This window comes from Microbacterium elymi (assembly GCF_021582895.2).
Taxonomy (GTDB): Bacteria; Actinomycetota; Actinomycetes; order Actinomycetales; family Microbacteriaceae; genus Microbacterium; species Microbacterium humicola.
Genome location: NZ_CP091139.2, coordinates 1942892 through 1957560, shown reverse-complemented (window position 1 = coordinate 1957560; position 14669 = coordinate 1942892). Strand labels below are relative to the sequence as shown.

Genomic DNA, 14669 nt, shown 5'->3' with positions numbered 1-14669 from the left:
CCAGGCTCATCCGCACCACGCGCCCGTCGCCCCAGCAGGATGCGACCAGCCAGCCGCCGTCCGGCGCGACCTCGACGTGGCAGGTCAGCTCGCCGGCCTCGACCGGCGCCCCCAGCCGGGTGAAGGACGCCTCGCCCGTGCGGGCGAACGCCTGCACGGCGCCGCTCGCCTCGAGCGCGGCGTAGACCACGTCCCGCGTGGGGTGGGCGGCGATCCACGACGGCGACCCGCCGGTGGCCACGGCATCCCCCGCGAATCCGAGCGGGCCGCCGGCCAGCACGTCGTCCGCCGCGCCGGCCAGCAGCGTGCCGATGCCGGTGGCCGCGCCGTCCATGTCGGCGGTGTAGCCGCCCGTGAAGAGCCGCATCAGTCGACGAGGTCGTGGCGCACGACCACCGCATCGCGAGCCGCGCCGACGCCGATCACCGAGATGCGGGTGTTGCTCATGGCCTCGAGTGCGAGCACGTAGTCTCGGGCGGTCTGCGGCAGGTCGTCGAACGATCGGGCCGTGGTGATGTCCTCGCTCCAGCCGGGCAGGTACTCGTAGATCGGCGTAGCGTGGTGGAAGTCGGTCTGATTGACCGGCACCTCGTCGAAGCGGCGGCCGTCCACGTCGTAGGCGACGCAGACCGGAATCTGCTCCAGCCCGGTGAGGATGTCGAGCTTGGTCAGCACGAGGTCGGTGATGCCGTTGATCCGGGTCGCGTAGCGGGTGACGGGGGCGTCGTACCAGCCGACCCGGCGCGGCCGCCCGGTCGTGGTGCCGAACTCGAAACCGCGCGAGCGCAGCCACTCCCCGATTCGTCGAACAGCTCGGTCGGGAACGGCCCCGAGCCGACGCGGGTGGTGTACGCCTTCACGATCCCGACGATCCGGTCGAGCCGGTTCGGCCCGACGCCGGCCCCGGTCGCCGCTCCGCCGGCGGTCGCCGAGGACGAGGTCACGAACGGATAGGTGCCGTGGTCGATGTCGAGCATCGTGGCCTGGCCGCCCTCGAACACGACGACGTCGCCGGCATCCAGCGCCTGATCGAGCAGGAGCGCCGTATCGGCGACCATCGGCCGGAGCCGGTCGACGTACGACAGCAGGTCGTCCACGACCTCGTCGCAGGTGATCGCGCGGCGGTTGTAGACCTTCAGCAGCAGGTGGTTCTTCTGATCGAGCGCCCCCTCGACCTTCTGCCGGAGGATGTTCTCGTCGAACAGGTCCTGCACCCGGATGCCGACGCGGTTGATCTTGTCGGCGTAGGTCGGGCCGATTCCGCGACCCGTGGTCCCGATCTGCCGCTTGCCGAGGAACCGCTCGGTGACCTTGTCGAGGGTGCGGTGGTACTGCGTGATGATGTGCGCGTTGGCGCTGATCTTCAGCCGCGACACGTCCACGCCGCGGGCGGTGAGCGCCTCGAGCTCGCTGAACAGCACCTCGAGGTCGACCACCACTCCGTTGCCGATCACCGGGGTGACGCCGGGAGTGAGGATGCCGCTGGGCAGCAGGTCGCAGCGCGTACTTCTCGTCGCCGACCACAACCGTGTGGCCGGCATTGTTGCCGCCGTTGAACTTCACCACCCAGTCGGTGCGCTCACCGAGGAGGTCGGTGGCCTTGCCCTTGCCCTCGTCCCCCCATTGGACTCCGACGATGACGATTCCTGGCATGAGTGGGCCCCCGGGTTGTGGTCGAACGGGTTACGCCCCATCCTATCGACCGGGCTCCGGCATCCGCGGTCGTATCGCACCGCCGCCCGCTTCCCTACAGTGGGGACATGAATCGACGCTCGGGCACGTTCGCGACCGTCTGGACGGCGCTCCGGCTCGTGCTGGCCGTCGCCATCCTCGTGGCGGTGATCGCCCAGTTCACGACGTCGATGTCGACCTCCGCCGAGCGGGGCCGGGACCTGGCCACCACCGCGGCGAACTTCTTCAGCTTCTTCACGATCCTCTCCAACGTCGCGGCGGCGATCGTCCTGCTCTGGGCGGCGGCATGGTACTGGACGCGGGGGAAGAGCGCGACCCAGGAGCCGAACGGGCTCGCCCTGGCGCTGGCATGCGTCTCGACGTACATGATCGTCACCGGCGTCGTCTACAACGTGCCGCCTGCGCGGAATCACGCTTCCGCAGGGCAGCGAGCCGATCCCCTGGTCGAACGAGATCCTGCACCTGATCGCGCCGCTCTTCCTGCTCCTGGATGTGCTCCTCGGCGCGCGGCGACGATCACTGCGCCGGCGCGCGCTCTTCGTCATCGCCGCCTTCCCGATCGCCTGGGCGGTGTACACGCTCGTGCGCGGTCCGCTCACGACGAGTCCGGTGACCGGCGACGGCTGGTGGTACCCCTACCCCTTCCTGGATCCGCACAATTTCGCGAACGGCTACGGCACCGTGGCGCTGTACATCGTCGCGATCGCGATCGTGATCGTGGGCGTCGGCGCGGCGGTCGTGTGGACGGGGCGGAAGCGGGCGGCGCGGGTGCGGCATCCCGCCTCTTTGTAGACTTGGGCGCATGTCCAAAGTCCTGCAGTCCCTGCCCGTCGGCGAGCGCGTCGGCATCGCCTTCTCGGGCGGTCTTGACACCTCGGTGGCCGTCGCGTGGATGCGCGACAAGGGCGCCGTGCCCTGCACCTACACCGGCGATCTGGGTCAGCCGGACGAGGACGACATCGAGGCGATCCCCGGCCGTGCGCTCGAGTACGGAGCCGAGGTCGCGCGGATCGTGGACTGCCGGCGCGCCCTCGTCGAGGAGGGCCTGGGCGCCCTCGCGTGCGGCGCGTTCCACATCCGCTCGGGCGGTCGCACCTACTTCAACACCACGCCGATCGGGCGCGCCGTGACCGGCACCCTGCTGGTGCGCGCCATGAAGGAGGACGGCGTCGACATCTGGGGCGACGGCTCCACCTACAAGGGCAACGACATCGAGCGGTTCTACCGCTACGGGCTGCTGGCGAACCCGGCGCTGCGCATCTACAAGCCGTGGCTGGACGCCGACTTCGTCAGCGAGCTCGGCGGCCGCCAGGAGATGAGCGAGTGGCTCGTCGCGCACGGCTTCCCGTACCGCGACTCGGCCGAGAAGGCCTACTCGACCGACGCGAACATCTGGGGCGCGACCCACGAGGCGAAGACCCTGGAGCACCTGGACGTCTCGCTCGAGACGGTCGAGCCGATCATGGGCGTGCGGTTCTGGGACCCGGCCGTGCAGATCGACACCGAGGACGTGACGATCGCGTTCGCCGAGGGGCGCCCGGTGGCGCTGAACGGCGTCGAGTTCGGCGACCCGGTCGAGCTCGTGCTGGAGGCCAACCGCATCGGCGGACGGCACGGCCTGGGCATGAGCGATCAGATCGAGAACCGTATCATCGAGGCGAAGTCGCGCGGCATCTACGAGGCGCCGGGCATGGCCCTGCTGTTCATCGCGTACGAGCGCCTGGTCAACGCCATCCTCAACGAGGACACCCTCGCCACGTACCACGAGCAGGGGCGGCGCCTGGGCCGGCTGATGTACGAGGGCCGCTGGCTCGAGCCGCAGTCGCTCATGCTGCGCGAGTCGATCCAGAAGTGGGTGGGCTCGGTGATCACGGGCGTCGTCACCCTGCGGCTTGCGCCGCGGCGAGGACTACACGATCCTGGACACCGTCGCCGCACACTCGTCCTATCAGCCCGAGAAGCTGTCGATGGAGCGCGTCGGCGACGCCGCGTTCGGTCCGGTCGACCGCATCGGGCAGCTCACGATGCGCAACCTCGACATCGCCGACTCGCGGGGCCGGCTCGAGCAGTACGCCGGGCTGGGACTGATCGGCGGAGCGACCCGCGACCTGGTCGGACAGCTCGAGCAGGGCGCCGCCGACGAGATCTCCGAGGCGGGATCCGAGACGCAGCAGGCGGCCGCGGCGGTCAACGAGGCCGTCGAGGGCGCCGCCTTCGACGCCGGCACCGACTGAGGGCCGGCGCCGACTGAGGACTGGCGCTTCCGAGGACGAGCGGACCGCGGCATCCTGCGAGTTTGCACAGTCTTGTGCAAACTATTTGTGCACAGAGGTGTGCAAGTTCTATCCTGGATGTCGTGAACACAGCACTTCCCCCGCGTCGGCGCGACGCCGAGCAGAACCGGGCGGGCATCCTCGGCGCGGCACTCTCCGTCCTCGCCGACGACCCGGCGGCCTCGGTCGACACCATCACGCGCGCGGCCGGCCTGACCCGTCGCGCCTTCTACGGTCATTTCGCCGACCGCGATGCGCTCATCGACGCGGTGATCGCGAGCGGCGCCGAGCGGTTCAATGCGGTCGCGGCGGCCGTGACCGACGACGACCCGCGCGTCGCCCTCGCCCACCTGGCCCGCGAACTGTGGGCCGAGGCCGAGCACGTGCACGCCGCGGCGGCCCTCGCACTGCAGGATCGCCTCGTCGCCCGCACCGCCGATGCCCTGGCGCCGGTGCGCGCGCGGCTCGCCGAGATCTGCGCGCGCGGCTACGAGCGGGACGTGCTGCGGCGCGACATCCCGCCGACGGTGGCGGCGCGTCTGGTCGAAGAGGCCGCGCGCGGCGTCATCACTCGGGTCGACCCCGAACTCGCCCGGGATCACCGACTCGCCGCGCGGGCCGTGCTCGGCGCCGCCGGTCTGAGCTGGACCGAGTCCGATGCGCTGTTGGCCGAACCGGCGGAGGAGCGGGAATGAAGATCGAACTCCACGCGGTCGCCAAGGGGCCGCAGCGGGCTCGGGCGCTGGATCCGGTGTCGGTGTCGTTCGCGACCGGGCAGGCGGTGCTGATCGAGGCCGAGACCGAGCAGCGACCCACCGTGCTCGGCCTGGTCGCCTCGGGGCGGATGCGGCCGGACGCCGGGCAGGTCCTGCTCGACGGCGCAGACGCCGGCCGCGAGATCCGTCGCCGGGTGGCACTCTTGGATGCGCCGGAGGTCTGCGATCCGGCCCCGAACGTCACCGTGCTGGGGCTCGTCGAGGAGGAGCTGATGTTCGCCGGACGCGCGTCGAACGTCATCTCGGCCCGCCGGTGGCTGGATGAGAACGGCTTCGCCGGATTGGTGCGGATGCCGATCTCGGCCGTCGCCGCACGAGACCGCGTGGCGCTGCCGCTCGAGCTGACCGCGCTGCGGCGCGACGTCGAGGGCATGGTCCTGGTCTCGCCGGATCGGCACGGCGGAAGCCCGTTGGACTGGTGGGAGGTCGTCGACGGCTTCGCCGCCCGCGGGTACGCCATGCTCGCGATCACCGGCAGGGCCGCCGCGATGGTGCTGCGCGCCGTCTCGCCGGAGGCTGAGGAGGAGGCCGGGCCTGAGGCTGAGCCTCTTGACGAGCCGACGGGAGAAGAAGATTCCGCCGAGGGAAGGACGTTCGAGGACTCGGGCATCCTTCTCTCGCCCGAGTCTCCCGCCGTCGCAGACGAGACGTCCGACGAGCCACTCGCCGACGAGGCGTCCGAGCCCGAGGCATCCGAGCCCGAGGCATCCGAGCCCGAGGCATCCGAGCCCGAGGCATCCGACGACGCACCCGAGCCCGAGGAGGACCGGTGAAGATCCCCGCGATGATCACAGCCGAGCTCGGCGGCTGACCTCGACGAAGATGGCCGTGCTCGCGCTGATCGCGCTGATCGCCGTGCCGATCCTGTACGGCGGGCTGTACCTGTGGGCGAACCAAGACCCGTACGGCCAGTTCAGCGAAGTGCCGGTGGCGCTGGTCGTCGAGGATGACGGCGTCGCGGCATCCCACGATGCGGATGCCGTGAACTACGGCGATCGGGTGGCGGACGAGCTGCTTGCGGGCAAGGCGTTCGACTGGCACCGCATGACGGCCGCCGACGCCGCCACCGCCCTGCACGACGGCGAGGTCGATTTCACCGTGACGCTGCCCAGCGATTTCTCCGCGGCGCTGACCAGCGTCTCGGGCGCTGCACCGCACCAGGCGCTGATCGAGCTGGAGACCAACGACGCCAACAACTACCTCGCGTCCACGATCGGCGACCAGGCCGTCGAGAAGATCCGCCGCTCGGTGGCTGAGCTCGTCGGCCGCGAGGCCGCCGGGCGGCTGCTCACCGCGCTGTCGGACATCCGCGGCAGCCTGGTCACAGCGGCCGATGGCGCCGCCCAGCTCACCGACGGCGCGGCCCAGGCGGGGACGGGCGCCGCGACGCTGCACGACGGTGCGACCGACCTCGCCTCCGGCGCGAGCACCCTCGCCGGCGGCGCCCATCGAGTCGCCGACGGCTCGACCCAGCTCGTCACGGGCGCGCAGAGTCTCACGGCGGGCGCGCAGCAGGTCGCGGCCGGCACCCGGCAGATCGCGGACTACGCCGACCGCGCAGGCACGGCCGTGCAGCGGGTCACGGATGCGCTGCCCACCGCCCGCGCCGACATCACCCGCGTGCTCGCCGACAAGGGACTGGATGCCGCCGACATCGACGCCGTCCTGGCCACGCTCGACCCGCTCGCTGAGAAGGCGCGCGCCGGCGATGCGCAGGTGCAGGCCGCCGTCGACAAGGTCGACCAGCTCGCCACCGGGGCCGACCAAGTCGCCGCGGGCGCCGGCGACCTCACGGCCGGGGCTCGCACGATCGCCGACGGCGCATCGCAGGTGGCGGACGGGGCGGATGCCGCGGCCTCCGGATCCGCGCAGCTGCGCGACGGCGCCGCCCGGCTGCAGACCGGGCTCGGCACCCTCACGGACGGCGCGGCCGAGCTGCGCGACGGCCTGCGCGACGGGGTCGGACAGATCCCGGCATCCACCGCCGGCGTGCGGGCCGCGCAGGCCAAGACCATCTCGGACCCGGTGGATGTGCACTCGGCGAAGGCCGCATCCGCGGCGAACTACGGCGCGGGACTGGCGCCCTTCTTCGCGGCGCTGGCGGGCTGGATCGGCATCTACGCCCTGTTCCTGATCGTCAAGCCAGTCTCGCGTCGGGCGGTGACGGCCCTGCGCCGGCCGGTGCGGGTGACGATGGCCGGGTGGCTGACGCCGGCCCTGCTCGGCGGCGTCCAGATGGTCGGACTGTTCGGGGTGCTCGCGCTGGCCCTCGGCTTCGGGTTCGCGAACCCGTGGGGCACGCTCGGCGTGATGGTCGCGGCATCCTTCACCTACGCGGCCATCATCCTTGCGCTGAACGTGTGGCTCGGCTCGGTGGGCCAGTTCCTCGGGCTGGTGCTGATGGTGCTCGAGCTGGTCGTGGCCGGCGGCACGTTCCCCTGGCAGACGCTGCCCGCGCCGCTGGCCGGGCTCGACCACGTGCTGCCGATGGGCTACGTCGTCGATGCCATGCGGCAGCTGATGTACGGCGGCGACCTGGCGCGTGCCGGGGGCGACCTGCTCGTGCTGGCCGCCTGGCTGGTCGGGGCGCTCGTGCTCGCGGCGCTCGGTGTGACCCGGATGACCCACCGCCGCACGCTGCGCGACCTGCAAGCCCAGCCTGATCGGCTAGCCGCCCCCGCCCCCTCCTCCTCCTCGTTGAAATCGTACGATTTGGCCGAGTGCACATCAGTTTTGGCTGAGATTGATGTGCACTCGGCCAGATCGTACGATCCCGAGGCGAAGACGGGGGACGATACGATGCCAGGATGCCTGCGTCACCCGAAGCCGCGGGCGCCCGCACTGAAAGAGCGTCAATGTCGCACACGTCCCCCGTGCCCGAGTCCGCCACCCCTGGCACCCCCGGCACCCGGCCGAAGCGATCGCTCGGCCGCAGGATCGGGATCATCGCGTTCGCGGTCGTCGCCGGACTCACCGCGATCGCCCTCGTCGCCGCCGGCGTCGTCACGTTCACGATCCAGCGCTCGTTCCCGCAGCTGGACGGCACGGTCACAGCACAGGGGCTGAACCACGCCGTGACGGTGCAGCGCGATGACCGCGGCATCCCCACCCTCACCGCCGCGGACCCGCACGACCTGTTCTTCGCCCAGGGGTACGTGCACGCGCAGGACCGGTTCTGGGAGATGGACTTCCGCCGGCATGTCACCAGCGGCCGGCTGTCCGAGCTGTTCGGGAAGTCTCAGCTGGGCACCGACCGGTTCCTGCGGACGCTGGGCTGGCGCGCCGTCGCCGAGAAGGAGGTCGACCTCCTCTCGGACGACGCGAAGGCGTACTACCAGGCCTACGCCGATGGCGTGAACGCCTACCTCGCCGCCCACGACGGCGCCGCCGTCTCGCTCGAGTACGCGGTGCTCGGCCTGCAGAACCCGGATTACACGATCGAGAAGTGGACGATCGCCGACTCGCTCGCGTGGCTGAAGGCGATGGCGTGGGACCTGCGCTCGAACCTCGTCGAGGAGACGTCCCGCGCCCTGCTGGCCGCCGACGGCTACTCCGCGGCGCAGATCGACGAGCTCTACCCGAAGTATCCGTTCGATCAGAACCCGGTGATCGTGCCGACGCTGACCACGGATGCACCGAAGGCCAAGGCGCCCACCACGTCGGTGGCGCCGGCATCCGTGACCTGGTCGCACGTCGACTCCGTGATCGAGGCGGCCAGCGCCCTGGTCGGCGGGGCCGGCGAGGGGATCGGCTCGAACTCGTGGGTCGTCTCGGGCGACCTGACCGCCTCGGGCAAGCCGCTGCTGGCCAACGATCCGCACCTCGGCGCAAGCGATGCCCAGCGTCTGGCATCAGATCGGCCTGAAGTGCGCCACGGTGTCGGCGAAGTGCCCGTTCGACGTCGCCGGATTCGGCTTCTCGGGCGTGCCCGGGGTGATCATCGGCCACAACGCGACGATCGCCTGGGGCTTCACGAACCTCACCACCGACGTCACCGACCTGTACCTGGAGAAGATCCAGGGCGAGAAGTACTGGCGCGACGGCACGCTCGTGCCGCTGACGATCACGCACGAGAAGATCAAGGTGGCCGGAGGGAAGGATGTCGATCTCGAGATCCGCTCGACGAACAACGGTCCGATCATCTCGAGCGTGAACGGCGACGACGAGACGATCGCGAAGGATCCGCACACCGGCACCGGCGGCACCGTCACCGCCCCGACCGATGCGCCCGACGGCGAGACGGCGGTGGCCCTGAAGTGGACCGCGCTGACGCCCGGCACCACCGCCGAGGCGATCTTCACTCTGGACACGGCGCAGGACTTCGCCGGGTTCCGCGCGGCGGCGCAGCAGTTCGACGTCCCGGCGCAGAACCTGATCTACGCCGACATCGACGGCAACATCGGCTACCAGGCGCCGGGCAAGCTGCCGCTTGCGCGGCAAGGGCGACGGGTCGATGCCGCAGCCGGGATGGGATCCGGCGTACGACTGGAAGGGCTTCATCCCGTTCGAGAAGCTCCCCGTCTCGTACAACCCCGATTCGGGCTACATCGTGACCGCGAACAACGCGATCGTCGGCAAGGACTACCCGTACTTCCTCACCGACGACTGGGACTACGGCTGGCGCGCCGCGCGCATCGTCGACCTCATCGAGCGCCGGTCCGCCTCGCACAAGCTGACCGCCGAGGACATGCGCACCATCCAGGCCGACACCGACTTCTGGATCGGCAAGAAGCTCATCGCCGCGTACTCGGACATCACGGTCGACGACAAGGACGTGCATTCGGCGCTGGACCTGTTCGATCTGTGGGACGGTCACAACGACGTCGACTCGGCGGCCGCCGCGTACGCCAACGTCGTCTGGGACGAACTGGCGCAGGACCTGTTCTCGCGTCGCGACGCCCCGGCTCCGGTCACCAACCAGGCCCGGCTGTTCCTCGTCGTCGACACGCTGCTCGGCCAGCCCGACTCGCCGTGGTGGACCAACGACACCATCGGCGTGTCCGGCCGGGACCAGATGCTCGCCAAGGCCGCGACCGACGCCTACCAGCGCCTTGCGCAGACCGAGGGCCCGAACCCGGAGAGCTGGACGTGGGGCGGCATCCACACCCTCACTCTGACCAACGGCTCGTTCGGCACCAGCGGAATCGCGCCGATCGAGTGGCTGTTCAACCGCGGGCCGTTCCCGGTCGGCGGCGGCTCGTCGGTGGTGGATGCCACGGGCTGGGACATCGGCGACGACTTCAGCGTCGTCACGGTGCCGTCGATGCGCATGGTCGTCGACCTGTCGGATCTGGATGCGTCGACCTGGAACAACCTCACCGGCGAGAGCGGCCACGCGTTCCATCCGAACTACTACGACCAGACGGATGCCTGGCAGCATGTGACCCGCTGCCCTGGCCGTTCTCGGCCAAGGCGGTCGCCGCCGACGCCACGCACACGCTGGTACTGGCCCCGTAGTACCGCGCCCGACGCACGTCGACACGCCGATTCGTTATCGGACCGTTATCACCTCCCGGTCAGGCTTCTCGGATGAACCGTCCAGAAACCGCCCTTACCGTGGTCCAGTCCGCCGTTCGGCACCCGAGTCGTGGGGTGGATGTCTCGGTCCGACCTCCGCGGTCGAACGGTTTCAGCATCCTCCGTCGCCGTGCGCTGGGGGACATGCCGTGCCGAGAGGACCAGCCCGTCCGGGTTGCGCGAGCTGAACGCGTGCCTGTCACCCACCGCCCCACAGGAGCGGTGGGCACACGGCGGGACAGCATGAACATCGGAGCCCCGTGCGCCTTCGCACCCTCACCCGCCCCCGCAAGTTCCTCCTCGCCGCGGTGACCGTCGCCGCATCCCTCGGAGTCGTCGCCGTTCCCGCCAGTGCCGCCCCGCGCACCGCCGTGGCCGTCGCCGACCCGGTCTCCGCCCCCGTCGTGCGCACCGTGGACCGCGATGCCGCCTACTTCGCCAGTGTCGCCGTCGGCACCGCGAAGCTGGCCCACGGCAAGGTCAGCACCGGCAACCTGGACGTGCAGATCGCTCTCGTCGAGCAGTCCGAGAGCATGTCGGCCGACACCGCGAAGACCCTGACCGCCGATCTGCGCGAGATGACGGCATCCGTCGCCGCGCAGGTGGTGCACCACGACAAGGTCCAGGCCAAGAAGGCCGCCGAGGCAAAGGCCGCCAAGGAGCGCGCGCGCAAGGCCGCCGCCGCCGAGACGAAGCGCCAGGCCGCCGCGCGTGCGGCCGAGCAGGCGTCGGCCCGCTCCGCCGCACCGGCCTCGGTCGGCTCGTCCGCACCCGCCTCGTCCGGAGGCAACTCCCCATCGGCGGCCCGCGCGTTCGCGCGCAGCTACATGGCCGGCACCTACGGCTGGGGCGGCGACCAGTTCTCGTGCCTGAACTCGCTGTGGAACCGCGAGTCCGGCTGGAACTACCACGCCGCCAACCCGAGCGGCGCGTACGGCATCCCGCAGGCCCTCCCCGGCTCGAAGATGGGCGCCGGCTGGCAGGACAGCGCCACCGTCCAGGTCAAGTGGGGACTGGGCTACATCAAGAGCCGCTACGGCACCCCGTGCGGTGCCTGGGGCCACTCGCAGGCCAACGGCTGGTACTGACCCGCCCGGCGACCCTTCCAGCGAGAGGGCTGGGGGCCGGGCGGCGGGCGGCGGGCGGCGCAAGCCGAGCGCGGGATCAGGCGTCGGGGTCGCGCGCGTCGCGCAGTTCGTCGACGACCATCGAGGCCTCGTCGATGCGACCGTTGCGGTAGGCCTGCCGGCCGACCATGTGCGCGGCCAGCGGCGCGGTCGCCAGCTGGATCAGCACCACCGGCACCAGGAACGCCGTGATCGGCCACGACCGCAGCGCGAGCGCGACCGCCAGGCAGATCAGCATCAGCCCGAGCACCTGCGGCTTGGTCGCCGCGTGCAAGCCGGGTGGGCACGTCCTTGAACCGGGCCACGCCGATCGCCGCGGTCAGGCACAGCAGCGCGCCGACCAGCACGAGCACGCCGGCAGCGACATCCATCACCGCGTCCATCACTGCTCCTTCCGCGCCACGAATCGGGCGATCGCGATCGAGCCGAACACGCCCACGGCGGCGATGATCAGCAGCACCGGCAGGGTCTTCGTGTGGTGCGCGAACACCATGTCGGCGCCGAGGACGCACATCACCTCGGTCAGCAGCACGTCGGCCGCGACGGCGCGGTCCAGGATCGACGGCCCGCGCACGATCCGCCACAGCGTCACCAGCGCCGCCACCGCGAAGACCGCGTAGACCACTCCCATCAGCCAGATCATCGTCCGCCTCCCGAACTCGCGGCATCCCGCAGCTGCCGAGCTGTGCACGCGAGCCCACGGCGCGCACGATCCTCGCCTCCCAGTGCTGCACGTTGCGGCGCAAGCTTCTCGACGTCCGCCATCGAGCGCACGCCGATGAAGTGCAGATAGATGATGCGCCGCTCACGGTCGGTGTGCACCACCAGCGACCCGGGGATGAGGGATGCCGTCACTCCGACGTGCGTCATGATCAGGTCGTCGTCGGTGCGCAGCGGGACGGCGATGATCGCGGCGCCGGGCTGACGGCGCCAATCGACCGCCTGCCAGGCCACGGTGAGCGAGCCCACCACCACGGCGCCGAGGAACGTGACGATGTACACCAGGCCCCACCACAGGTTGATCCGACCGGACAGCTCCGCGGGGGGCAGGCGGAACACCCGGGTGACCACGAGCGCGACGACCAGCCCGCTGACGAACGCGAGGACGGTGAACTGCCCCCACAGCAGCATCCACAGCGCGATGAGCCAGACGAAGAACGGCATCTGCCGCCAGGCGGATCTCAGGGCGTTCACTCCCCGCCTCCTCATGCAGCTTGCCAGATGGACGGGTTGGGCGATGCCCACGCCGATCCGCGCGCACAGGTCGTACAGCGGGCCGGCGAACACGGTCAGCGCGATGGTCACACCCACCATCCCCACCGTGGCGGCGGTCATGATGCGCGGGATGACGCGCTGCTCGGTCTCGACCGCGGCCGCCGGAGCGCCCTTCAGGTAGGCCACCCGCGACAGGGTCTCGGCTTCGGCCTCGTCGGGCTCCTCCTCCTCGCGCCAGAACGAGAGGTTCCAGGCGCGCATCAGCGCGTACAGGGTCAGCAGCGAGGTGACGATGCCGCCCACGATCAGCGCGATCATCAGCGGCGTGCCCACCTGGGCGGCCGCGTCGAACAGCGCGTACTTTCCGATGAAGCCCGAGAACGGCGGCAGCCCGCCCAGGTTGATCGCCGGGATGAAGAACAGCACCGCCAGCAGCGGGGCCGCGCGCATCAGCCCCTTGACCTTCAGGATGGATGTCGAGCCCGCCCGCCGCTCGATCAGCCCGACCGCCAGGAACAGCGTCGTCTGCACGACGATGTGGTGCACGATGTAATACGCCGTCGCCCCCAGACCCGCCGGAGTCGCGATCGCGAGCCCGAACACCATGTACCCGATGTGGCTGACCAAGGTGAACGACAGGATCCGCTTCAGTTCGGCCTGGGCCAGCGCGCCCAGGATGCCGACGATCATCGTGGCCAGGCCCACGATCAGCAGGACCGTGTTGATGTCGCTGCTCGCGAAAAGCTGGGTCTCGGTGCGGATCATCGCGTACACGCCGACCTTGGTCAGCAGCCCGGCGAACACGGCCGTGACCGGCGCGGGGGCGGTCGGGTACGAGTCGGGCAGCCAGAACGACAGCGGGAACACGGCCGCCTTGATCGCGAACGCGATCAGCAGCATCAGGTGGAGCACAAGCTGGGTGGAGTCGGGCAGCTCCCCCATCCGCTCCGAGATCTGGGCCATGTTCACCGTGCCCAGGGCGCCGTAGATCATGGCGATCGCCGCGAGGAACAGGATGGACGAGACCAGCGAGACCACGATGTAGACCACGCCGGTGCGGATCCGCGACTCGGTGCTGCCCAGCGTGATCAGCACGAACGACGCCACCAACAGGATCTCGAACCCGACATAGAGGTTGAACAGGTCGCCGGCGATGAACGCGTTGAAGATCCCCGCCGCCAGGATCAGGTAGCTCGGGTGGAAGATCGAGATCGGCGTCTCGTCGTCTCCGTCGGCGGCGCCCTGGCCGACCGAGAACAGCAGCACCGCCAGCAGCACCACCGCCGAGACCCCCACCAGCAGCGCCGAGAGCCGGTCGACGTACAGGACGATGCCGAACGGGATGGGCCAGCCGCCGACCGAGACCGCCAGCGGGGTGCCCGAGGCGTCCACGGCCACCAGCAGGATCGCGGCGATCACGAGCACGGCCGACAGGGTGATGACGGATGCCGCGACCTGTACGCGCCGGCGGCGTGCGGCCGCGAGCGTCACGGCCGCGCCCAGCAACGGCAGCGTGACGATCAGCGGGATGAGCCCGTTCACGAGCGGTCCCCCCGGTCGGTGGGCGCGTCGTCGTCGATCGCCGGATGGTCGCGATGGTGCAGCACCGTGATCGGGGCGGTGGAGGTGCCGATGAAGTCGGTCGTGACCTTCTCGTCGGCATCCTCGACCTCGACCTCATCGTCCAGGGCGTCCTCCTCGGTGACCCACTCCGGCCCGCGCAGCGCGACGTCCTCCACATCGTCCTCGACGGTGTCGGCCTGGCCGAGCTCCAGGACCGGTAGATCAGCGCGAGCAGGAACGCCGACACCGCGAACGTGATCACGATCGCCGTGAGGGTCAGCGCCTGCGGCAGGGGGTCGCTCATGGTGTCCTTGTCGGCCTCGCCGAAGAACGGCGCGTCGCCGGGGACACCCATCACGATCAGCAGCAGCAGATTGGCCGCGTTGCCCAGCAGCAGGAAGCCGATGAGGACCCGGGTCAGGCTCCGCTCGAGCATCGCGTACACGCCGCACGCGAACAGCACGGCCATGATGACGATGAGCACGCCGCTGACGTTCATCGCGCAC

At 70.4% G+C, this 14669-nt stretch carries 8 protein-coding genes and 10 pseudogenes; 9 read left to right on the top strand and 9 right to left on the bottom strand.

The window, feature by feature from the left end:
- Positions 1–34 precede the first annotated feature (34 nt).
- From L2X98_RS20945 to L2X98_RS20940, 4 genes and pseudogenes are all read right to left on the bottom strand, one after another.
- Positions 35–334 (bottom strand): annotated as a pseudogene (locus L2X98_RS20945) (beta-propeller fold lactonase family protein); the annotation flags it as partial.
- 32 nt (positions 335–366) lie between these two features.
- Positions 367–1541 (bottom strand): annotated as a pseudogene (locus tag L2X98_RS10670) (adenylosuccinate synthase).
- 31 nt (positions 1542–1572) lie between these two features.
- A pseudogene (locus L2X98_RS10665) lies at positions 1573–1653 on the bottom strand (adenylosuccinate synthetase); the annotation flags it as partial.
- A gap of 94 nt (positions 1654–1747) precedes the next feature.
- A complete protein-coding gene (locus L2X98_RS20940) occupies positions 1748–2068 on the bottom strand; it encodes a hypothetical protein (protein ID WP_354002743.1) in 321 nt (106 codons plus the stop codon).
- A 116-nt stretch (positions 2069–2184) separates the two neighbouring features.
- On the opposite strand from L2X98_RS20940, the gene L2X98_RS20935 reads away from it, so the two are divergent.
- From L2X98_RS20935 to L2X98_RS10625, 9 genes and pseudogenes are all read left to right on the top strand, one after another.
- The gene (locus tag L2X98_RS20935) at positions 2185–2484 is read left to right on the top strand and encodes a Pr6Pr family membrane protein (RefSeq protein WP_354002742.1); all 300 of its coding nucleotides are present in this window, start codon (positions 2185–2187) and stop codon (positions 2482–2484) included.
- Between the two features lie 10 nt (positions 2485–2494).
- Positions 2495–3926 (top strand): annotated as a pseudogene (gene argG / locus L2X98_RS10655) (argininosuccinate synthase).
- Positions 3927–4048: 122 nt separating this feature from the next.
- The gene (locus L2X98_RS10650) at positions 4049–4660 is read left to right on the top strand and encodes a TetR/AcrR family transcriptional regulator (RefSeq protein ID WP_259610888.1); all 612 of its coding nucleotides are present in this window, start codon (positions 4049–4051) and stop codon (positions 4658–4660) included.
- On the top strand, positions 4657–5514 hold the full coding sequence (locus L2X98_RS10645; RefSeq protein WP_259610887.1) for a hypothetical protein: 858 nt from the start codon (positions 4657–4659) through the stop codon (positions 5512–5514). The genes L2X98_RS10650 and L2X98_RS10645 overlap by 4 nt, the downstream gene beginning before the upstream one ends.
- A pseudogene (locus L2X98_RS10640) lies at positions 5511–7412 on the top strand (YhgE/Pip family protein). The gene L2X98_RS10645 and the pseudogene L2X98_RS10640 overlap by 4 nt, the downstream one beginning before the upstream one ends.
- A gap of 136 nt (positions 7413–7548) precedes the next feature.
- A pseudogene (locus L2X98_RS20930) lies at positions 7549–8526 on the top strand (penicillin acylase family protein); the annotation flags it as partial.
- A 49-nt stretch (positions 8527–8575) separates the two neighbouring features.
- Positions 8576–9229, top strand: a pseudogene (locus tag L2X98_RS20925) (penicillin acylase family protein); the annotation flags it as partial.
- Positions 9195–10274 (top strand): penicillin acylase family protein, encoded by a 1080-nt coding sequence (locus L2X98_RS10630; RefSeq protein ID WP_259610885.1) that lies wholly within the window; start codon positions 9195–9197, stop codon positions 10272–10274. The pseudogene L2X98_RS20925 and the gene L2X98_RS10630, both read left to right, overlap by 35 nt.
- Positions 10275–10518: 244 nt before the next feature.
- Positions 10519–11346, top strand: a complete 828-nt coding sequence (locus L2X98_RS10625) for an aggregation-promoting factor C-terminal-like domain-containing protein (RefSeq protein ID WP_259610884.1) — start codon at positions 10519–10521, stop codon at positions 11344–11346.
- A gap of 76 nt (positions 11347–11422) precedes the next feature.
- On the opposite strand, the pseudogene mnhG reads toward L2X98_RS10625, so the two are convergent.
- The 5 genes and pseudogenes from mnhG to L2X98_RS10600 all read right to left on the bottom strand — a co-directional run bounded on the left by mnhG (position 11423) and on the right by L2X98_RS10600 (position 14662).
- Positions 11423–11768: pseudogene (mnhG, locus tag L2X98_RS10620) on the bottom strand (monovalent cation/H(+) antiporter subunit G).
- The gene (locus L2X98_RS10615; RefSeq protein WP_259610883.1) at positions 11768–12028 is read right to left on the bottom strand and encodes an MrpF/PhaF family protein; all 261 of its coding nucleotides are present in this window, start codon (positions 12026–12028) and stop codon (positions 11768–11770) included. Before L2X98_RS10615 ends, mnhG begins: the two are co-directional and overlap by 1 nt.
- Positions 12025–12516, bottom strand: a complete 492-nt coding sequence (locus L2X98_RS10610; RefSeq protein WP_259613284.1) for a Na+/H+ antiporter subunit E — start codon at positions 12514–12516, stop codon at positions 12025–12027. Before L2X98_RS10610 ends, L2X98_RS10615 begins: the two co-directional genes overlap by 4 nt.
- 87 nt (positions 12517–12603) lie before the next feature.
- Positions 12604–14142 (bottom strand): annotated as a pseudogene (locus L2X98_RS10605) (Na+/H+ antiporter subunit D); the annotation flags it as partial.
- A pseudogene (locus tag L2X98_RS10600) lies at positions 14139–14662 on the bottom strand (Na(+)/H(+) antiporter subunit C). The pseudogenes L2X98_RS10605 and L2X98_RS10600, both read right to left, overlap by 4 nt.
- Positions 14663–14669 lie beyond the last annotated feature (7 nt).

Excerpts from the sequence above, each read along its gene's own strand:
- L2X98_RS10645 (WP_259610887.1), top strand. The coding sequence starts at position 4,657 with ATGAAGATCGAACTCCACGCGGTCGCCAAGGGGCCGCAGCGGGCTCGG.
- L2X98_RS10630 (WP_259610885.1), top strand. The coding sequence starts at position 9,195 with ATGCCGCAGCCGGGATGGGATCCGGCGTACGACTGGAAGGGCTTCATC.
- L2X98_RS10615 (WP_259610883.1), bottom strand. The coding sequence starts at position 12,028 with ATGATCTGGCTGATGGGAGTGGTCTACGCGGTCTTCGCGGTGGCGGCG.
- L2X98_RS10610 (WP_259613284.1), bottom strand. The coding sequence starts at position 12,516 with ATGCTGCTGTGGGGGCAGTTCACCGTCCTCGCGTTCGTCAGCGGGCTG.